General features: G+C 32.7%; 5 protein-coding genes. All 5 read left to right on the top strand.

The genetic code is table 11. The annotated features are described in order from the left end of the window. Positions 1-59 precede the first annotated feature (59 nt). On the top strand, positions 60-6,476 hold the full coding sequence (locus ACTJIW_RS14850) for an amino acid adenylation domain-containing protein (protein WP_440714793.1): 6,417 nt from the start codon (positions 60-62) through the stop codon (positions 6,474-6,476). 6 nt (positions 6,477-6,482) lie between these two features. Next, on the top strand, positions 6,483-11,189 hold the full coding sequence (locus ACTJIW_RS14845; protein ID WP_440714794.1) for an amino acid adenylation domain-containing protein: 4,707 nt from the start codon (positions 6,483-6,485) through the stop codon (positions 11,187-11,189). A gap of 29 nt (positions 11,190-11,218) precedes the next feature. Further along, positions 11,219-11,995 (top strand): SDR family oxidoreductase, encoded by a 777-nt coding sequence (locus ACTJIW_RS14840; protein ID WP_149208210.1) that lies wholly within the window; start codon positions 11,219-11,221, stop codon positions 11,993-11,995. Between the two features lie 33 nt (positions 11,996-12,028). Then, on the top strand, positions 12,029-16,249 hold the full coding sequence (locus ACTJIW_RS14835) for an AMP-binding protein (protein ID WP_440714795.1): 4,221 nt from the start codon (positions 12,029-12,031) through the stop codon (positions 16,247-16,249). 419 nt (positions 16,250-16,668) lie between these two features. After that, positions 16,669-23,901 carry an amino acid adenylation domain-containing protein gene (locus ACTJIW_RS14830; protein WP_440714796.1) on the top strand — a complete coding sequence of 2,411 codons (7,233 nt, stop codon included), beginning with the start codon at positions 16,669-16,671 and terminating at the stop codon, positions 23,899-23,901. Positions 23,902-23,932: the final 31 nt, after the last annotated feature.

The raw sequence follows: 23,932 nt of genomic DNA, 5'->3' as shown, positions 1-23,932 counted from the left end.
AAAATAATCATTAACAAATAAAATAAAGACCCGGCAATGCTGGACTTAAATCAATTTTTATGAAAAATGACATCTTAAATAAACTTCTTTCTCTTGGAGTTCAGCTGAAAATAATTGATGGTAATCTTAAAGTAAATGCCCCAAAAGGAGTATTGACAAAAGAATTATTAGAAGAAATTAAAGAATACAAGGCCTATTTAATTAGTTTAATATCCTTTAATACATCTATTCCCAAAACTGAGATTAAAGAAAATTACGCCTTAACACCAACTCAGTATTTTATGTGGTTTACACATGAACATTTGGGCGGAAAAAGAGCATATAATATAACATCGACATTAAAACTGAAAGGAAAGCTGAACGAATTTCTTCTTGAAAAAGCATTTCAGAAGGTTATAACACGTCATGAATCGCTTAGAACAGTTTTTAAGAAAGACGAGAATGATCAGGTTCAGCAGCATATTTTATCATCAGATGAAGTTCATTTTAAATTACAAAAGGCAGCATTGCAGCATTTTTCTGTAGAGCAGCTTCATAACCGCATTAAGTTAGAATACTTAAATACATTCGATCTGGAAAAAGGACCTTTGTTAAACGGTACTTTGTTAAAAACCAGCGAAGAAGAACATATTTTAGTATTTGTATTACATCATATTATTGGCGACGGATGGTCATTACAGCTGCTGACTCGTGAGATTATGCTTGTCTATAATAGCTTGGCAAGTGCTGAAGAAGTACAATTGCAAGAACTGCCAATACAATACAAAGATTACAGCGAATGGCTGAATAAAAAGCTTATCAGCGATGAATACAACCAAAAACTTGAGTTTTGGAAAGAACAGTTTAAAACTAAATCTCCCGCTTTGGAGCTAATTATGAATAAACGTCCGGCTGTAAAAACGTATAACGGACGTATTTATAATCACGAATTTTATAAGCAGTTTTTAGGAGAACTAAATGCATTTGCAAAAGAGCAGCAAATGACTCTTTTCATGTTGTTAATGGGAAGTCTCAACGGATTATTTTCTAAATATACAGGCCAGACCGATATTACATTAGGAACAACAGCTGCTGGAAGAGAACACACAGATTTGGAACATCAAATAGGATTGTACTCTAATGCATTAGCCATACGTACCAAATTTCACAAAGAGGATAGTTTCTTGGAGTTGATGCAAAAACAAAAAAATACTCTAATCAAAGCGTATGAAAATAAAGAATATCCTTTTACTGCACTTGTTAATCATTTAAAACCGGCAAAAGATCAAAGCAGATCAGCATTGTTTGATATTATGGTTTTACTGCAAAACCATCAGGGATTAGAAATTAATGACCAAAAAGGAATCAATGGAGTTACAGCATCTGAATATAATGAAATTGAAAGAGGTGTAAGTCAGCTGGACATTAGTTTTGTTTTTGTAGAAAAAGAACACGGACTTTCTTTAAGTGTAGAATATAACACAGATATTTATAACCAAGACTTTATTACAGCTCTTTTATCTCATTTTGAGGAATTTGTAAAATCAGGTTTGCAAAACCCAAATCAATCCATAAATGATGTTGAGATTGTAACTGCAGCAGAAAAAAATAAAATCCTGACGGAATTTAATCAGGACAATGTTTCTTCTGAAGTTTCTTTGACCGTAATCGATTTAATAAAATCAGCTGCAGCTGAAAATCCAAATAAAACAGCGCTTGTTTATCAGGAAGAAGAAATAAGTTATAGAACTTTAGATATATACAGCAGTAAATTAGCGAACTATTTACAGCAAAACCGCAATGTAAAAAAAGGGGATTTTGTTGGGATTGGACTGCAAAGAAATTCCTGGAGCATTATAACTATTCTGGCCGTTTTAAAAACAGGTGCTGTATATGTGCCTATAGATCCGGATTACCCTGAAGATAGAAGAAATTATATAGAAAAAGACAGCGGCTGTAAGTTTACAATAACAGCGGCTGTATTAGAAGAATTTAAAAACATTTCGGATCGTTTTATCGGCGAATACAATGCTGAGGTAAGTCCCAGTGATTTAGCCTACATTATATATACTTCTGGATCTACAGGAAATCCAAAAGGTGTGCAGATAACCCACACATCTTTGACAGATTATGCAGTGACTTTTAAAAACTATTTCCAATTAACGTCGCACGACAGTATAGTACAGCAGGCAAGTATTTCTTTTGATACTTCGATAGAAGAAATTTTTCCAATTCTTGTCAGCGGTGGAAGTATGGTGGTTTATGATGGAAAAGGAGATTTTGAAACCCTATTTCGTCTTTGTGAAAAACACAATGTAACAGTTTTGAGCACAAATCCATACGCATTGCAATATTTAAATGCTGCGTACGATCAATTTTATCTTCAAATCAGAATATTAATAAGCGGGGGAGATGTTCTGCAGCCGGATTATATTCATAATTTATGGAATCACATCTCAGTTTACAACACTTACGGACCAACAGAAAGTACGGTATGTGCGACTTATTATCATGTAAACGAAAAACTAAACGCTGTTTCTATTGGAAAACCAATTGCAAACAGACAAGTATATATTATTGAACCCGAAAGTTCTCAACTAGCTCCAGTGGGCATTATTGGAGAACTCTGTATTTCTGGAAAAGGATTATCAGCGGGTTATTTAAATCAGCCTGAACTTACCGCTGAAAAGTTTGTACAAAATCCTTTTATTAAAGGAGAGAGAATGTATCGTACAGGCGATTTAGCATACTGGCTTCATGATGGAAATATTGAGTATATAGGCAGAATCGACAGTCAGGTTAAGATTCGTGGATTTAGAATTGAGCTGGGAGAGATTGAAACATCCTTACTTCAATATTCTCAAAATGTAAGACAGGCAGTTGCCGCTGTAAAAGAAATTAACGGCGAAAAAGTACTGGCAGCTTATTACGTAAGCACACAGGAAATTGATAAATCAGAGATTCGCAGTTATCTTCAGGGAAAACTGCCAGAATATATGGTTCCTGGTTTTTATATTGCTTTAGACGTTCTTCCGTTAACACCAAATGGCAAAACGGATAGAAAAGCGCTTCCTGAAATAAGCGGAGAAGACCTTATCAGAAAAGAATATGCAGCTCCAAGAAATGCCGCAGAGCAGAATCTGGCTCAAATCTGGCAGGAAGTACTTGGCGTAGATCAGGTTGGTATTACGGATAATTTTTTCGAACTCGGCGGACACAGTCTTGTTGCGGCACAGGTCATTAACCGAATCCAAAAACAGTTAAACAAAAAAGTTTCCTTTAAAGATTTCTTCTCAAACCCAACTATAGAAGCCTTGTCAGCAAGATTGAGCGATGCCGGTTATGTATCTATAACACCCGCGCCAATTCAGGAAAGTTATCCGCTGACAGCTTCACAAAACCGACTTTGGCTTTTGAGCCAGCTTGACGGCGGTTCTCTGGCTTATAATATTCCGTTTGCTTTCGAATTATCAGGAGCTTTGGATAAGGATAATTTCCAGGCCTCATTAAAAAAAGTAATCGAGCGTCATGAAATATTAAGAACCTATTTCAAATCAGACGAATCAGGAGTAGTCCGCCAGCATATTTTACAAGCAGATTTAGTTAATTTTAAATTGATTGAAGAAGATTTTACTCAAATCGATAATCAGCAGAAATCTGTATCTAATTATCTGCAGCAGCAAAACCATATTGCTTTTGATTTAGAAAAAGCACCTTTGCTTCGTGCAGGACTTGTAAAGCTTGAGGAGCAGAAACATATTTTCTTTTTAACGATGCATCATATCATTGGAGATGGCTGGTCGCTTGAACTGCTTATTTCTGAGGTTGTTAAAATTTATAATGCTCTAAATGAAGGAAAAGATGCAGATCTTCCTGTATTGAACATTCAATATAAAGACTATGCAGTCTGGCTTTCTAATGAGCTTGAGCAGGAAAAGCACCTTGTTTCTAAAGAATTCTGGATGAAGCAGTTTACAGGTGAAATTCCAGTATTGGATCTTCCTAGTTTTAATAAACGTCCGTTATCGCAGAGTTACAAAGGCGATAGTGTAAGTCATACATTTTCGCAGACTTTTTTATACAAATTAAAATCCTATTCAAAAACTCAGGATGCCACCTTGTTTATGACTTTAATGGCAGGAGTAAAAACACTTCTTTATCGTTATACAGGCCAGAACGATCTGGTTATCGGGACACCTATTGCAGGCAGGGAACATCCGGATTTAGAAAATCAGGCTGGACTTTACCTCAATACACTTGCCATAAGAACACAGCTTAAGGAAAAATCACATTTTGCATCAATTTTAAATCAGGAAAAAGAAACGTTGCTCGAAGCTTATCAACATCAAAATTATCCTTTTGATGAACTTATCGGGAATCTGAACCTAAAGAGAGACATGAGCCGTTCCGCATTATTTGATGTCATGGTGGTGCTGCAAAATCAGTCTCAGCTTCAAAATCTTTCCAGCGGAGATGCATTAACAGGGCTTCAGATTAAGAATTATGAGTTTAAAAATAATACTTCACAATTTGACGTAAGTTTTGTTTTTGTTGAAAAAGAAGAAGGGCTGTCTCTTACAATTCAGTACAATACAGATCTTTATGATTCACTTTTGATCAAAAGAATATCTGCTCATCTGGAAAATTTAATGACTCAGGCATTAGAAAATCCTTCTCTTGCAGTTGAAGAACTGTCCTATATTACTCCAGATGAGAAACTTCAGGTAACAGAGACTTTTAATGCTACTGCTGCCGAATATTCTCGTGATAAGACTATCATAGATAAATTTGAAGAACAGGTTTTAAAAACTCCGGACCAAACCGCTGTTGTTTTTGAGGAAACAGAACTGAGTTATCAATCTTTAAATGCACTGTCTAATCAGCTTGGAGGTTATTTGAGAAAGCATTATGATATCCAGCCTGATGATCTAATCGGAATTAAGCTTGAGAGAAGCGAACGTATGATGGTGGCAGTTCTGGGAATTTTAAAATCAGGAGGCGCTTATGTTCCAATCGATCTTGCTTACCCGCAGTCTAGAATTGAATACATTGAAAAAGACAGCAGCAGCAAACTTATTATTGATGAAAAAGTTCTGGAAGCATTTTACAAAGAAAAAGATGAATATTCGACATTAAACATTGTCAAAAACAATACTCCGTCAAATTTGGCTTATGTTATTTATACTTCTGGAACTACCGGAAATCCTAAAGGGGTAATGGTAGAAAATAGAAATGCGGCAACTTTAATTGACTGGTCAAAAGAAGAATATGCTAATAGTGTATTCGATATAGTTTACGCCGTTACTTCGTATTGTTTTGATTTATCGGTTTATGAATTTTTCTTCACTTTAACAACCGGAAAAACATTGCGAGTACTAAAAAATGCATTAGATATAGAAACCTATATCAATAATGATAAGAATGTATTATTGAATACTGTTCCTTCGGTAGTGAGAAAATTATTAGAAGACAAAGTTTCTTTAAAAAACATTAACGTGCTGAATATGGCAGGAGAAATCCTTCCGACTGATATTATCGATAAGCTGCCTTTAGAGATCATGGAAGTAAGAAATCTTTACGGTCCGTCTGAAGATACAACATATAGTACGAGCTATTTAATAACTTCAAAAGGAAACAGAACAATTTCTGTCGGACGTCCAATATCAAATACACAGGCATGGATACTGAACGAATCTCTTTTACCTGTTCCTGTTGGTATAGCAGGTAAATTATATCTTTCAGGAGAAGGAGTTACAAGAGGATATTTAAACAAGCCAGAACTTACTGCTGAAAAGTTTGTTAATAACCCTTTTGTTCAAGGTGCGGTAATGTACGATACAGGCGATCTGGCTTATTGGCTTCCTGATGGGAACATAGAATTTTTAGGAAGAAAAGATCATCAGGTTAAAATTCGTGGTTTTAGAATAGAATTAGGAGAAATTGAAACCGCAGTTTCTAATTATTCAAGTACTGTAAAACAAGTTGTTGTTGATACAAAAGAAATAGAATCAACTCAGGTTTTAGCGGCTTACTATACAGCCTCAGAAAATGTCAACAAAGGAGAATTAAGAAAACATCTTCAGAGTGTACTGCCAGAATTTATGGTTCCCGGTTATTTCATACAATTAGAAAATATGCCATTGACTCCAAACGGAAAAATTGACCGAAAGGCACTTCCCGATGTATCAGAGAAACATATTATCAAAAAAGAATATGTGGCACCCAAAACCGAAATAGAAAAGTCATTAGTAACGATTTGGCAGGAGGTTTTAAAAGTAGATAGAATTGGTATTACAGATAATTTTTTCGAGCTGGGCGGCCACAGTCTTATGGCAGGACAGCTTATTAATCGGGTAAACAAACAATTTGATGTGTCGATTAATATAAAAGAAATCTTCATGTCTCCAACAATTGAAATTCTGGCCTTAAATATAGAAAACACAAAATGGATAGAAGAAACTGTTTTAGAAGATTCTACTGCAAAAATATTAATATAAAAGCATATGGAAATACGTTTATTGATTAAAAGATTAAGAGAAGAAGGCGTAATAGTTAAGATGAAAAACGATCAGCTGGAAATATCGCTGCTATATAATCATATAGAAGATGAGACCCTTCAATTGCTGAAAACGCATAAACTGGAAATTATAGATTATTTATCGACGATTTTATCTAAAAACAAAATTGTAGAAATTCCGCTTGTCAAAAAAGCAGATTCTTACCCTTTGACAGCTTCCCAAAACCGCTTTTGGATTGTAAGCCAGTTTGAAGATGCTTCTTTAGCTTACAATATGCCAATTGCTTTAAAGCTAAAAGGACAATTAGATGTAGTAAAATTTGAACAATCCTTTCTTCATCTTTTAGAAAGACATGAAAGCCTGCGCACTTCTTTCAAAATTAATGAAGAAGGAGATCTGCGTCAATTTATAACTTCTATGCAAGATTTGGATTTTAGCTTAAATTATATTGATTTAAGTTTAAATGCCGAAACAGAAAAAGCTGTAGAGGAATACATTACAAACCAAAAAGAAATCGTTTTTAATTTAGAGAAAGCACCTCTTGTACGTGTTTCGCTTATTAAATCAGCAGAAAATGAATATGTTTTCTTCATGACTATGCATCATATTATTGGAGACGGCTGGTCATCAGAGCTTTTGGTGAAAGAAGTTATAACAATTTATAACTGTTTGATAGAATCAAAAGAAATAAGTCTGCCAGAATTAAAAATTCAGTATAAAGATTATGCATCATGGTTAAACGAAGAATCGCAGCAGCAGCTTTATAAAAAAGCAGAAACTTACTGGCTGAATCAATTTTCGGGCTCACTTCCTGTGGTTGAATTGCCTAGTTCGAAGAAACGTCCATTGATGAAGACCTATAATGGTGATTTTGTTAACCACCAGTTTACAGTTCCATTTTTAGAAAAACTTACGGCTTTTTCACATAAGCACGACGTTACCTTGTTTATGACTTTAATGGCCGGAATCAACGCACTTTTGAGCAGATATACCGGTCAGCAGGATATTATTATAGGTTCTCCTATTGCCGGAAGGGAACATCCTGATTTAGAAAACCAAATAGGACTTTATCTCAATACCCTGGCATTTAGAACGAAGATCGATAAAGGCTTTAATTTTATTGATTTATTGCGCCATGAAAAAGATGTAATACTAGGCAGTTACGAACATCAGAATTATCCGTTTGATGAATTGGTTGATAAACTCGAATTAAAACGAGACAACAGCAGATCGGTATTATTTGATGTGATGGTTATACTGCAAAGCCAGTCTAAACTTAATAATTTTGAAAGTGGTAAATTAGAAAATCTAGAATTTAAAGAGTATAAACTAAATACTAAAACATCAAAATTTGATTTTGCTTTTTCTTTTACTGAAAAAACAGATTCTCTTTCGTTAGAAATTAATTACAATACAGATATTTATGATGCTTTTTTTGTTGAAAAAATTGCTTCTCATTTTGAACAGCTGATTACAGAAATGATCGATCAGCCGGAAACTAAAATTCTGGATATTGATTATTTAAGTAAAAAAGAAAAACAGCTTATTTTAACGGATTTTAATAATACAGCAGCCTATTATCCGGAAGATAAATCTATTGTACAATTATTTGAACAACAGGCAGCAAAAACACCAGATCATACTGCCGTAATTTTTGAAGATAAAAAAGTAAGTTACCAGGCTCTAAACGAACAGGCCAATCAGCTGGGCGGTTATTTAAGAAAACATTACAATATTCAGCCGGATGATCTTATTGGTATAAAGCTGCAAAGAAACGAACGTATGATAACGGCTATTCTGGGGATATTAAAATCCGGAGCTGCTTATGTGCCCATTGATCTCTCTTATCCTCAATCCAGAATTGAATATATAGAAAAAGACAGTAACTGCAGGCTTATTATCGATGAATCTTTTTTGCAGTCATTTTACGAGGAACAGCATAAGTATTCAGTTGTAAATATTGAAAACAGGAATACTCCAAAAGATTTAGCTTATATAATATATACCTCTGGAACTACCGGAAACCCTAAAGGAGTTATGGTAGAACATAAAAATGCAATAGCACTGGTAAACTGGTCAAAAGAAGAATATGCCAAAAGCGCATTCGATATGGTATACGGAGTTACGTCATATTGTTTCGATTTATCAGTTTATGAATTTTTCTTCACGCTGGCAATTGGAAAAACATTACGTATTTTAAAAAATGCACTGGACATAGAAAACTATATAAATACAGATAAAAATGTCCTGCTTAATACGGTTCCTTCTGTAGTTAGAAAATTATTAGAAGATAAGATTTCATTAGAAAACATCAAGGTCATTAATATGGCAGGAGAAATTCTGCCGACAGATATTGTGGATCAGCTGCCAATAGAAAAAATGGAAGTAAGAAATCTTTACGGCCCGTCTGAAGATACCACTTACAGTACCAGTCATCTTGTAATTTCAAAAACAAACAGAACTATTTCTATCGGGCGCCCAATGTCAAATACACAGGCCTGGATTTTAAATGAATCTCTTTTACCTGTTCCTGTTGGCATATCGGGTAAATTATATCTTTCCGGAGAAGGAGTTACAAGAGGTTATTTAAACAAACCAGAGCTTACTGCCGAAAAGTTTGTTACTAATCCTTTTATTGAGAATGAAAGAATGTATGATACCGGCGATCTTGCTTATTGGCTTCCTGACGGAAACATAGAATTTTTAGGAAGAAAAGATCATCAGGTTAAAATACGCGGTTTCAGGATAGAATTGGGAGAGATTGAAGCGGCTTTGCTTCAATATTCAACAGATTTAAAACAGGTGGTTGCAGCCGTAAAAGAAGTCAATGGTGAAAAAATATTAGCAGCCTATTATATAAGCACAAAAGAACTGGACAAATCTTCCCTTCGTGCTTTTCTTAAGGATAAACTGCCAGAATATATGGTTCCGGGATTTTATGTAAGGTTAGAAAGTCTGCCATTAACACCTAATGGAAAAATAGATCGTGAGATTCTGCCAGGGATTAATGGAGAAGATCTTATTAGAAAAGAGTATGAGGCGCCAAAAAATGAGATAGAAAAGAAACTAGCTGAAATTTGGCAGGAGATTTTATCTTTAAAAGAAGTAGGAATTCATGATAACTTTTTTGAATTAGGAGGACATAGTATGAAGGCTATGAAACTGATTTCGAAAATTAAACAAGAATTTAATATAAATTTTAAGATAAGTGAAATCTTTATCCATCCTACATTATTATCTCAGGCTGAGCAAATTGTTTCACAAGAAAAGAATTTTAACGATACCATTCCTTTATTAAAAAAAGAAACAAGTTATCCTGTTTCATTTGCACAAAGACGATTACTGCCCTTAAGTCAGATAAAAGAAAGTTCTGTTGCTTACAATATGCCAATGAAATTGGTGATAAACGGGTATGATCCTGATCTTTTTATTGAGGCTTTACATGCTGTTGTAGAAAGACATGAAATTTTAAGAACAGTATTTCAGGAAGATGCAAATGGAAACTTCAGGCAATTTGTGAAAACTAACGAAGAATTAGGGCTAAAAATAAAGACTTATGATTTTACTAAAAATCAAAATCCTTATAAAGAAGTATTTGATTATGTTTCTAAAGATTCGCTTGAACCATTTGATATAAAAAGAGGTCCTCTGGTAAGGTTTGCTTTGCTGAAAACAGCTGAAAATACATTTGTGTTTTACAGTAATTTTCATCACATCATTTTTGATGGATGGTCTTATAAAGTTCTTAAAAAAGACATAGAGGTATTTTATAACGCTTTTAAAAACCTTGAAAAGCCATTACTCCCGGATTTGCGTATTCAGTACAAAGATTTTACTGCTTGGCAGTTAAAAACAATAGAAGGTAATGAATACAAGAACCAGAAAAATTTTTGGCTCAATCAGTTTCAGGGAGAAATACCACAGTTAAATCTAAGTTTTGCTGATAAGAGACCTAATTTTAAAACTTACAATGGTTCTATGCTGACCTATTTAATTAAAGAAGAGAATTTTGAGAGTTTTGTAAAATTAACCAATACTACCGGAAGTACACCTTTTTTAAATCTGCTTGGTATTGCAGCTATGGTCTTATACAAAAATTCTCTTCAAAAAGAAATAATAATCGGAAGCCCGGTTTCAGGAAGAGTTCACCCAGATTTAGACGATCAGGTTGGATTTTATGTAAACACACTTCCATTGCGAATATTTTTAGAAGAAGACAAAACATATCAGGATTTTATAGAAACTATTAAAGAAACTGTGCTGAGTTGTTTTGATAATCAGTCTTATCCATTTGATATTTTAACAGAAGACCTAAATCAGGGCAGGGATTTGTCCAGAAGTCCGCTTTTTGATGTCATGCTTAATCTAAACGAGTACGAGGTAATTAACGAAAGTTCTATTAAAGCAGGTCAGTATGCAGAAGAAGAGACAGCCAGTAAGTATGATCTTTTACTTGAATTTGACTTATTTAAAGATAATCTGCAGTGCCGTTTTACTTACAATACTGATTTATTTGAGAAAAAAGATATTGAAAAATTGATTCAGGAATTTGAAAAATTACTAGAAACAGTATCTCAAGACCAGCAGTATCCGCTTATAAATTATTTGAATTTGATAATGAGCCAGGAGGAACTTTTGGAACAGGAAGATTTCTTCAGTGCAATTATTTCTGAAATCAGCGAAGAGTTTTAAACCATTTACTAAATGAAAAAAATAATAAAATGAAAAACACAAATAGAGTAGGAATAATAACCGGCGCAAGTTCAGGCATAGGCAGGAATACTGCATTACGTATCGCTTCTGATGGTTTTAGAATTGTTTTAAACGGACGAAACGAAAAAGAATTGGATTTATTAAAACAAGAAATAAATACAAAAACCGGAACAGAAACAGCCATTGTTATTGCTGGTGATGTTACAAATAAAGAAACCCTCGAAAAATGTATTAAGGCTTGTTACGAAAATTGGAATGTAAGTCCAACCCTTTTTGTAGCCTGTGCCGGAAGAGGGCTGCCGGGAACATTAATTACTTCAGATGAAATGCAATGGGAAAATCTATGGCATATAAACGTTCTTGGCTTGCAGCATCAGTTAAAAGCAATTTCTCAGGTTATGATAGCCGAAAGAGAAAAAGGCTCAGATACCGAAACCCCTTCAGATATTGTAGTAATAGGTTCAACGATAGGAAGAAATGTTTCTCCATTTAACTCTGTTTACGGAGCTACAAAATTTGCAACTCATGGTTTAACAGAAGCCCTGCGAAGAGAATTAGGACCTAAAGGAATCAGAGTTACGTTGATTGAGCCAGGTTTGGTTTCGACAAATTTTCAGGAATCTGCAGGTTATGATATGGATTGGTTCGAAAATTACTGTAACGAAATCGGGCCGGTGCTTGTAGGCGATGATGTAGCAAAAGTTGTTCAGTTTTTGGTTCAAATGCCCGGAAATGTGCATTTAGATAATATTTCGATCAGGCCGACAAGACAGTCCTACCCATAATTCAATTTAATTATTCATTTGACATTTTTTGAGATGATACAAGAGCAAAAAAAATTAACCGATTTATTTGAGCATATCTCAAATAATTATCCTGATCGTATTGCGATTAAGGACAGCAGTAATCATTATACTTATTCTGATTTACAAAAATCTGCACTAAAACTGGCTGCAAGATTAAAAAACAGTGGAATAAAATTAAATGACAGAATAGGTCTTTTGACTAAAAAAGATACAGCTACTATATTGTTGTTTTGGGGAATTGCTTATGCAGGAGGAATACCAGTATTGTTAGATGATGATGATGAAATCCTTGTACTTAAAAATAAATTAAAATCTTCACAGCCAACTTACATTATTGTGAGAGATTGGGATAATGATAAAGAAGAAATGTTGTCCGAAACTCAAATTCTGCATGAATCAGAACTGCTGGAAAAACTAGAAGAGCAAGAACTGTTAAACTCATATACAACAGGCGAAATATGCTATATGATTACAACAAGCGGTACAACAGGTCTGCCTAAAGTAATTAAAATCTCGCATGATAACGTAATGCATTATGTCAGCAATTTGTATGAACTTTTAAAAAGCCCGGACCAGCTAAATGCAGCACACGTTACCAATTTTTCGACAGATTTAGGACATACCAATTTTTTATTGTCTTTAATCTCCGGCGGAATGCTTTATATCTTTAACAGAAATGAATCACGAGATCCTTCCATTTTTAATTCTGTCTTAAAAAAGGAACAAATCAATTTTATAAAAACCACTCCTTCTCATATAGAAGTTATGCTTCCTTTTTTAAATTTTGAAGCAGATTATAAAATCGACTTTTTAGTTTTGGGAGGAGAAAAACTTCCATGGAAACTCGTTAGACAAATTAAAGATCTAAAATTCTTTTCATCTATACTAAATCATTATGGACCAAGCGAAACCACTGTTGGGGCTCTGGTATATCCTGTAACAGAAACATTGGGAACAGAAAATAGTGTTCCTATTGGAAAACCTATTGGAAAAGGAAATGCTTATTTGGTTAACGAAAAAAATGGAAAAGGCGAACTGTACATCGAAGGGCCAGGTGTTGGAATAGGATATTTTAATAATGATAGTGAAACACAAGAGAAATTCTTTTTTAATGAAAAAACAAAAAACTACGGATACAAAACCGGAGATATCTGTAGTATAGACAGCGATGGAAATGTTGTATTTCTAAAACGAAATGATAATCAAATTAAAATAAGAGGACACCGTGTTGAACTGGATGAAATCGAATCGGTATTAAATAAACATCCAAAAATTTTATATTGCAGGCTGAATACATTTTATGAAAATGAGACTGCTAATATAGAATGCTTTATAAAAATAGCTAAAGAAGAAAGTCTAAAAAAACAAGAATTACTGTCATGGCTTAGTAAACTATTGCCGGATTATAAAATCCCTGCACATATTTATATTCAAAACGAAGTTGTTTATACCGGAAACGGAAAAATTGATTTTAAAACCTTAAGAAAACAGCATTCTAATAAAAGTGCCAAACGACTTAAAGATCTTGATTTAAACAGCTGGGAAGATAATGTATTATATTGCTGGCAGGAGATATTTGGGCTGGGACACAGTAACAAACATTTTTTAGATTCTGGCGGAGATTCTCTTAGTGCAATCAAATTTGTGGGCAAATTACAATTAAACGGATTTGATGTGAACCTTACAGATCTATACGATAACCCTTATTTGGATCATTTTATTGCGTTGAAAAAATCGCAGAAGAATTCTTTAGAAAATAACACTTTTGAATCTTCAGATTTAAAATTTACAAGTTCTCAATTATCATTTCTAAAAAATGAGTCATTAGATATAAATCCTTATACACAGACTTTATTGTTTGATATAGAGGGAGATATTAATGCCCAGTTATTAGCAAAAGCGATTGAAGAATCCTTAAAATCTCACGAAAGTTACAGCTTGAAATTTATAAATGCTGCCGGTGATTATCTGCCGGAAAATAACATAAATCTAACACAGCCTTTGGTTGTCTATAATTTAAATTCAGATAAATTATTTACAGATCAGCTGCTGCAGATTACTGGAGATTTGGTCAATAATATTGATGTAGAAAAAGGAATTTTGTTTAAATCGGCTTTGATTACAGATACGGCTAAAAATCTGAATTATTTATTTTTTGTAAGTCATCACCTCATTACCGATGCCATTTCATGGAATACTTTGTTAGAAGAAATTTTATGGAGATATGAATCCTTAACTATAGAAAGAGTTTTACCTGTAAATAAAGAACAGATTCAGAATCATTTTTATAATAAAACCGAAAAATTGGCACAGCCAAAACTTCGAAAACCTTTAGGCATCAGTAATAAAATAAAAAGAATTCCAATAAGTAAAAGCAATACAAATTATTCGAACGCTGTAATTTCAGTTGTTGTTGCTGCTGAATATGCTGAAAAATTAAAGTATTTAGAAACCGAATCGGATAGTCATTTAAAACTTCAGGACTTTTTCCTGAATAGTTTTATTAGTTCTCTTTTTGATTTTTACAATACTGGAGAGTGTACTGTTGATATGGAGTTTCACGGAAGACCAGAAGAAAATGAAGGAATAGATTTAAGCAGATCTGTTTCATGGTGGTCCACAACGCTTCCTGTAGATTTTGACGAAAGCCATAGGTCTGTTCAGCTGCTGAAAGAATTCATGGATCCTATTACAGATTATGCTAATAATATTAATTCCTGCCAGGAGATTTTTTCAAAAAAAGCAGAATTAAAGGCTGATATTCGATTTAATTATTTAGGAAAATTTCCAGAATCATATGGCAATTCTTCTTTAAAACTGACTCCGTCGCATTATACGACCAGCCCTACGAGATCAAACAAGAATAATAATGAATATAAATTATTCTTTACAGGAAGATTTATTGGCAGTAGTTTGATTTTTGATATTCAATACAATACCGCTTGTTTCACTAGTCAGGAGATACACAATATGATCAATCTCTTTTTAAAATATTTGGCAGCTTATACTGACTTTGGAAAGAACAAAAAGTTAGGCGATTTTGCTCAGCTGTATTACAATAATGTTTGTACAGTTGGAAAAACAATGTTGAATTTTCCAATTAATAAAACAGCGAAAAAACAAAACAAAACGGTTTTACTAACAGGAGCAACCGGCTTTTTAGGATCGAGTGTTTTAAGGGATCTGCTTTTAGAAGATGCTGAGGTATTCTGCCTCATTAAATCGGAAAATTTATATAATGCGAAACAAAAACTAAAAGATACTTTAGATTTTTATTTCCCAGGAGAAATGCTTTCGGAGAAAATCAACACGAATATAGTATTGGGAGATTTGTCTAAAAGATATTTAGGAATGGACGATTACAATTATCTTTTAAATCATATAGATGTTGTAATTCATTGTGGTGCCAATGTAAACCTTGTAAAATCATTTGATGATTTAAATGATACAAATGTCTATGGCACAGAACAAATTATATCTTTTGCAAAACAAGGCAGAGAAAAAACACTGCATTATATTTCAACCCTGGCAGTCAGCGGTTATACAACAGCTTCTGTACAGGATTTTTCAGAACATCATTTTGATATTAATCAAAAATTCTTGTCTGGATATGAAAAGTCAAAGTTTCATGCCGAAAAAATTGTAAGAACAGCTTTTAGTGAAGGACTAAAAGGTAAGATCTATCGTGTAGGACATATTGGAGCACATTCTGTAACAGGTAAATTTCAAAAAAATGCAACAGATAATAGGGTTATTCAGGTCTTAAACGGAATCATTTCGCTAAATCAGATTCCAGCTTCTTATAACGAAAAAATCTCTTTTTCTTACGTTGATGTTATTTCTAATATAGTTTCATCGATTGCATTACAAAAAATTGAGTGCGATTTAGATTGTATACATTTAGAAAACACGGCCTATTTCTCAATTAAAGAAATTGCTTCAATGATGAACAATATTGGTTATCCATGTAAAATAGTTGACGATGCAGTTTTTAACAATGAAGTAATTAATTTTAAAGGATCTGAAAAAGAATCCGAATGTATTTATGGCTATAATATTTGGGTTAACCGATATCTTTCACAAAAAAGAAATGTAAGATACTTAAGTAATGACTCCAATGAGATTTTTAGCAAATATGGTATTGTTTTTCCAAAACTATCAAATAGCTGGTTAAAAAAACTAATTGTTAATCAGCTCGAATCTGAACCAATTAAAGAAGTTAGTTTATATTAGAAATCAGGTACTTTTTGAAGTATCTAAAACAACAAAATTAGGGGTTGGCTTTTTAATTAAAGTCAGCCCTTTTTTTTGTATTAAAATTCATCACGTTTAAAAAAATCTCTTTTCCGTAGTCTATAAAATTAAATAGAAAATGAGATTAAAGTTGTAGATGCCTTATTTTATTGGGATTTAGCTCTTTGTTGAATTTTTAAGCCCGTAATTATTTTACGAAAAATCCGTAATATTTAGATTTATGTTACTGCTACTTTTGAATAAATCAAATTGTTTATTGCATTTGAATCATGAACTGAGACAAAATTCCTGAAGCTTATTTTAAAATGAATCAGCATTGGAAAAACTGGAAACCAAATATAATTTTTGGATTGTTTCTAACATATAAAAAATGCTTCTAATAAATAAAATATATACAAATGAGCAAAAAAATAATTCATACCGTATTTGAAAGTGTAGTACAAAGCCAAGGCAGCAATATTGCTTTGCAAGGCGATCAAGGAAATATATCATATCAGGAACTAAATCAATATTCAAATAAGCTGGCGCATCTTTTGCTTAATAATAACATATCTAGAAATGATATTGCAACTGTTTATTTTTCAGATCCGAGATTACAGGTTATTTCATTACTTGGTGCTTTAAAGTCAGGAGCGATTTATCTGCCAATTGATAAAAAGTACAAACGCAATCATTGGGAAGAATTATATACCACAATACTTCCAAAAGTATATATTACTGCTTCAGAAGATCTTCCGCTGTTACATCAATTCAGTGACTCGTTCGATTATTCTATTCCATTTATCATAACATTATCAATTGATAGTCATGGAGCGTTAAAACATAAATTGTATGCCTATTCAAATAAAGCATACGTAGATGTAACGAGCAAAACTCTTTTATCTGACGAAAATCCAAATTTAGAATTTGGAGAGAATGATCCTAATTATATTTATTTCACTTCAGGTTCAACCGGTAATCCAAAAGCCGTTTTGGGTTGTCATAAAAGTCTGAGTCATTTTATACACTGGGAATCTAAAGAGCTGGGTATAAAAGAATCAGATAAAATAGGATTACTGCCTTCTTTTTCATTTGATGCTTCAATCCAGGCTGTTTTTATGGCGTTGATTAACGGAAGCACACTTTGTTTAATTAATTCTGAAACGAAAGAAGATATTATTCAACTGCAAAACTGGATAAGAAATTATAATATTACGGTGCTTCACATGGTACCAACCTTGTTCAGGATTTTGAGTATTTATTCAGAAGGTAAAGACAAAAATCTTTCATTTCCTGATTTGAAATACATATTACTGGCAGGAGAAAAATTATATAACAAAGATGTTGTAAACTGGAGAGAATGCCACGGAAACAACACAGAAATTATCAATTTCTACGGAACTACAGAAGCTACAATTCTTAGTACATTTTATAGAATAGAACAAGAACTTCAAGGAGAATTATCGGATGTGTTTTGTGTTGGACAGCCAATTTCAAATACTGCCATATTAATTTTAAATAAAGAAAATAAACTTTGCAAGATTGGCGAAGTAGGAAGTATTTACATAAAAACGCCATTTTTAACAAAAGGATATTACAAAAATCCGGAGCTGACAGCTGATAAATTTATACAAAATCCGTTAACTGCTTCAACAGATATTATTTATAAAACAGGCGATTACGGAAAATATGATTCGCAGCGAAATACTATCGTTACAGGAAGAGAAGATGGTTTGGTAAAAATTAATGGGGTTCGTATTGATATTAATACAATCGAGCAGACTATCCTGAAATTAAAGGAGGTCGATATGGTAAAATGCCTTACCTATCAACAAGATTTACTAAATGTAATTTTGGTATGTTTTTATAAATCGGCAGCTGTTAATGAAAACGACATTAGAAAACACTGTCTTGAGTATTTATCTCAATATGAAGTGCCTTCTCGTTTTATTGCCCTTGACGAAGTGCCAATTAATGCTAATGGTAAAATTGATCCGGTTGTCCTGAAAAAAATAATCGACGATACATTAGCTGCAGATAATAATGAAACTGAAGATGAAACTCAAGCTGATGAAACAGAACAAAAACTAATTCAGATCTGGAAAGAAATATTGAATGTTGAAAAAATCAGAGTAAAAGATAATTACCTGTTTTTAGGAGGAAACAGTATTAAACTTATTCAATTAAGACTTAGAATTCAGCAAAATTTTGATGTAGAACTCAGCATTTATGATTTATTTACTAATCCGGTTTTAAAAGAACAGGCAAAACTAATCGCAGAATCGAAGAAATCTGTTTTCGAGGCTATTCCACAAGTACAAGCTCAGGAATATTACAATTTATCTTCAACACAATACAGAATGTGGGTTGTTTCGCAAATAGAAAGCAGTTCTATTGCATATAATATGCCTAGTGCTTTCTTATTAAAGGGAGAAATTGACAAGTTAAAATTCAACGAAGCATTTAAAAATATTATTGAACGTCATGAAATCCTGCGAACTTTTTTCAAATCAAATCAGGATGGAGAAGTTCACCAATATATTACACCAGTAAACGAAGCCGCTTTTGAAATTACTGAAAAGGATTTGTCGCATTTTAATTCATTAGAAGAAATTAAACCTTACCTAATCAGCTTAAACGCAGAACCATTTAATTTAGAAGAAGCACCACTTTTAAGAGCTTATTTAATTAAAGTAAATGAAAATCAGCATGTATTCTATTTTACAATGCACCATATTATTGGCGACGGATGGTCATCATTAATTTTGCTTAAAGAAATAATCAGCACATATAATAGCTTATTAAATGGAAACCAGACTGAATTAGAGGGGTTAAATATTCAGTTTAAAGACTATGCAGCATGGTCACAAAATGAAACCCATTTAGAGAAAAACAAAATTTCTGAAAACTATTGGTTAGATCAATTTTCTGGTGAATTGCCAGTATTAGAACTGCCAGGTTTTAAAAAACGCCCTTTAATAAAAACTAATAACGGGAACAAGATAGAACACGTTTATTCGGCAGAATTTACTAAAAAATTAAAGTCATTTTCAGAAACTCAAAATGTTACTTTATTCATGACTTTAATGGCAGGAATAAATACACTTTTGTCAAGATATTCAGGGCAGGATGATATTATTGTTGGAACGCCGGTTGCAGGAAGAGAGCACCCGGATTTAGAAAACCAGATTGGTCCTTATTTAAATACTGTTGCTATCCGGACAAAACTAGAAGAGCAGGAAACTTTTACTTCATTATTGTTAAAAGAAAAGCAGCTATTATTAAACTCATATCAGCATCAGGATTATCCTTTTGATGAATTGGTATGGAAATTAAATTTAGCTCAGGATAGCAGCCGTTCATTTTTATTTGATGTTTTAGTAGTATTACAAAACCAAAACCAGGTTGCTAATTTAAATATCAGCGAAGAATTAAGCGGTATAAAAATAGAACCAGTTGATTTTGAAAGCAATTTTTCAAAGTTTGACCTGAACTTTATGTTCATCGAAGCAGAAAACTTAAACCTTTCAATTACTTATAATACAGATATCTACGATCAGTTTTTAATTGAAAGAATGTTTCAGCATTTCGAAATTCTTTTAAACCAGTTTACTGCTAATCCTGATGTCGCTGTCAATAAAGTTGATTATCTGACAGAAAACGAAAAAACACAGTTATTGTTTGATTTCAATGATTTGATTGTAGAGTATCCAAAAGATAAAACTATTGTTGAATTGTTTGAGGAACAAGTAATTAGTAATCCTCATTCTGCAGCAATAGTATTTGAAGATAAAAGCGTCACTTATGCAGATTTATCTAAAGAAGTAAATGCATTAGCTGCACAGCTTTCTGAACAAAATGTTGAAAAAGGAGATAAAATTATAATTTGTTTTAACAGCCATATCGAAAAAGCAATAACAGGACTATTGGCTGTTTTAAAAATAGGAGCGGTGTATGTTCCTGTAGATTCAGATTATCCATTAGAAAGAATCCGTTTTATTGTTGAGGATACCAAAGCAAAATTCGTTATTACAAACAGTTTAGATGCTGTTATTTTTAAAGATGTAAATGCAGATATAATTGCATTAGACGAACAAAAAGAATTTGAAAACAGTAAAGAACTTGTTTTTGAAAAAATCAATATTTCAGATAATGCTTATGTGATTTATACTTCAGGATCTACGGGAAATCCTAAAGGAGTAGTGGTAAGCCATAAAAATATAAACGATTATGTTTTTGGATTAAAATCTAAAATTCAAATACAAAAGAATGACTCTTTTGCCTTAATGTCAACATTGGCTACAGATTTAGGAAACACAGTTCTTTTTGGTTCTTTGCTGACTGGAAAAACGCTGCATTTGTTTTCGAAAGACAGTTTAAGAGATGTAAATTATATTCAGGAATATTATGAAAATCATTCTATCGATTGTATTAAAATTGTGCCAAGTTATTGGAAATCATTAAACTTAAAAAGCCAGTCTCCTAACAAGATGATCATTTTTGGCGGAGAAGAGCTGACCGTTGATGTTGTAGAACAAATCAAAAACGAAAAGCCTGCTATTACCATTGTTAATCATTACGGACCTACTGAAACAACTATTGGGAAATTACTTCATGTTGTTGATCTGGAAAATTCATACGATCGTATTCCAATTGGAAGACCGTTCTCGAATACCAATGTATTTGTAGTAGACCAGAACTTTTTACTATGTCCTGTAGGTGTTGAAGGAGAATTGGTTATTGGGGGAGATGGTGTCTCAAATGGTTATTTGAATAATCTGCAATTAACAGAAACGCAATTTGTTAAAGATACACTTCTTCAAACAGAAGCGAAACTTTACAAAACCGGAGATAAAGTAAAACAATTTCCAAATGGTGATATCGAATACTTAGGACGATTTGACGATCAGGTAAAAATAAGAGGACACAGGATCGAATTAGGAGAAATAAGCAGAAACCTTGCATTAATAGAAGGCATAAGCCAATCTATTGTAACAGTAGGACAAAATAACGAGGAGAAGTTTTTAATTGCTTATTACGTTTCAGAAACACAGTTAGATAAAAAAGAAATTCAGTCCAGTCTATCTAAAGTACTGCCAGAATATATGGTGCCGTCGTATTATGTGAATTTAGAAAGTCTGCCTTTAACATCGAATGGAAAAATCAACAGAAAAGCACTTCCTAAAATTTCTGAGAAAGACATTATCCGAAAAGAATATGTAGGGCCAAGAAATAAAACAGAAGAAAAATTAGTTCAAATCTGGCAGGAAATATTAAAAGTAGAAACAATTGGTGTAACTGATAATTTCTTTAATCTTGGCGGACACAGTTTATTAGTTGTTAGAATTATTAACTTAATCAAAAAAGAAATAGGCTTAAATATTTCTGTAAAAACATTTTTTGACAATCCTACGATTGATGCCTTATCAGGACAGTTAAAAGGAAAAGACACAGAATCTTTCTTTATTGAAAAAATTGCTCCTGCTGATTCTTATCCGGTAACGGCTTCGCAAAAAAAGTTTTGGTTAATCAGCCAGTTTGAAGATGCTTCTTTAGCTTATAATATGCTGACTGTTTTTAGACTTGAAGGAAATTTGATTATTCCAAAATTCCAGGAATCGTTTATTCATCTTATCGAAAGACACGAAAGTTTAAGAACTTCTTTCAAACTTAATGATGATGAAGAATTAAGACAGTTTATAACGCCTGTTGAAGATCTGGATTTTAGTATCAATTATGTTGATCTCAGCTCTAATGAAACAACCGAAGAAAATTTAGCCGCTTATGTAGAAAAAGAAAATGCGATTCGATTTGATTTAGAAAAAGCACCTCTGGTTCGTGCTTCATTAATAAAAGCAGCTGAAGGTAAATTCGTATTCTTTATATCAATGCATCACATTATTGGAGACGGCTGGTCATCTGAATTATTAGTTGGAGAAGTTGTTTCTATCTACAATGCTCTTATTCAGGAAAGAGAAGTGAATTTACCAGAATTAAGAATTCAGTATAAAGATTATGCAGCCTGGCTTAACAATGAAATTGAAAAAGAAGGATATAAAATTTCAGAGAAATATTGGTTAGATCAATTTTCAGGAAATCTTCCAACTATTGAACTGCCTGGTTCTAAAATAAGACCTTCAGTAAAAACGTATAATGGAGACTATTTAGGTTATGAGTTTTCAGACAGTTTTTCGCAACAGTTAAGAGATTTCTCTACAGAGCAAAATGTATCATTGTTCATGGTATTAACAGCTGGAATCAACACGTTGTTAAGTAAATATACCGGAGAAAATGATATTGTTGTAGGAACTCCGGTTGCTGGAAGAGAACATCCTGATTTAGAAAATCAAATAGGACTTTATTTAAATACGCTGGCTCTAAGAACCAAAATAAATCAAAAAAACAGTTTCTTAGAATTATTACAGCATGAAAAAGAAGTTATTCTGGGAGCTTACGAAAATCAGCTTTATCCGTTTGATGAATTGATTGATAAACTGCAGTTAAAAAGAGACAGAAGCAAAGCCTTATTATTTGATATCCTGATTGTTTTACATAATCAGACAAAATTAAATATGGAAGATGATGAAAAACTGGTAGATCTTTACATTAAACCTTATGCCTCAACACGTAAAACTTCGCAGTTTGATTTGTCATTTAGATTTTCAGACAATGAGAGACTATATCTTGAAATAAATTACAATACAGATATCTACGAAAAATCATTTATCGAAAAAGTATTTACACATTTTGAAGCACTGGTTTTTCAATTAATAACCAAACCAGAAATAAAATTAGAGCTTGTTGATTTTCTATCTGAAGAAGATAAAAGAGAAATCGAAATGAGTGATTACTGGAAATCGGTTTTCAAAAATGAATTTTCAAATGTTGTATTTCCTTTTGAAAAACAAACTCTTGAAAAATTGGATAAGTCAGGAGCTCAGTTTCAGTTTTCTATTAATGAAGAATTAAAAGAAGGATTAGAAAAATTATCAGATTCAAACAATGGTGATCTTTTTACTTCAGTATTGTTTTCTCTAAAAACGGCAGTACGAAAATATATTGAAAATGATGAGGTTGCATTTCATATTTCAATTCCGGAAGAAGCACCTAATGAATGGCATAAATTGGATTTACCATTTGTTACCAATATCAGTAACGACGAATTACTGCTGGATGTTTACAACGATTTGAATTTTAGAATAACAGAGTTAAAGGAAAATCTTTTTACTGATTTTCAATTGGCAAAAAAAACGGCTGATTCTTTTTATAAACAAAATGAAGCTGCAGTTTTCAATATCAAATATAATTATCATAAAAATCATGATTTTCAGGATTGGATGCAGTCAGAATCAACAGAAGAAAACGAGTTTGAAACAAGTATTATTTTTAAGGAAGAAGCTGCAATTACTCATAATATGTCATTCGATTTTTATGAAAATGAATCTAGTGTTACCTGCGTACTAACTTATAATGCAGATAAATACGATAAAAATCAGGTTGTGTTATTTATAGAAAGATTCAAAATTGTAATGAATCAGATAGCGAATACTAAAGAACAATTCAGCAAGCTGACAACTCGTGAGATCAGTTTTAATTATCAAAAAGAAAAACAAGCGGGGAAAAGCAAAATGCTATTAGAAGAGAATTTCTAAAATCAGTCCTTAAACTATTACAAACAGATAT

It is taken from the genome of Flavobacterium sp. 22659, assembly GCF_052044235.1.
Classification (GTDB): Bacteria; Bacteroidota; Bacteroidia; order Flavobacteriales; family Flavobacteriaceae; genus Flavobacterium; species Flavobacterium johnsoniae.
The sequence above is the reverse complement of the archived record's forward strand: the minus strand, read 5'-3'. Positions and strand labels throughout refer to the sequence as shown.

What these genes read in the sequence shown, in the direction of transcription:
- ACTJIW_RS14850 (WP_440714793.1), top strand. Translation starts at nt 60, where the DNA reads ATGAAAAATGACATCTTAAATAAACTTCTTTCTCTTGGAGTTCAGCTG.
- ACTJIW_RS14845 (WP_440714794.1), top strand. Translation starts at nt 6,483, where the DNA reads ATGGAAATACGTTTATTGATTAAAAGATTAAGAGAAGAAGGCGTAATA.
- ACTJIW_RS14840 (WP_149208210.1), top strand. Translation starts at nt 11,219, where the DNA reads ATGAAAAACACAAATAGAGTAGGAATAATAACCGGCGCAAGTTCAGGC.
- ACTJIW_RS14835 (WP_440714795.1), top strand. Translation starts at nt 12,029, where the DNA reads ATGATACAAGAGCAAAAAAAATTAACCGATTTATTTGAGCATATCTCA.
- ACTJIW_RS14830 (WP_440714796.1), top strand. Translation starts at nt 16,669, where the DNA reads ATGAGCAAAAAAATAATTCATACCGTATTTGAAAGTGTAGTACAAAGC.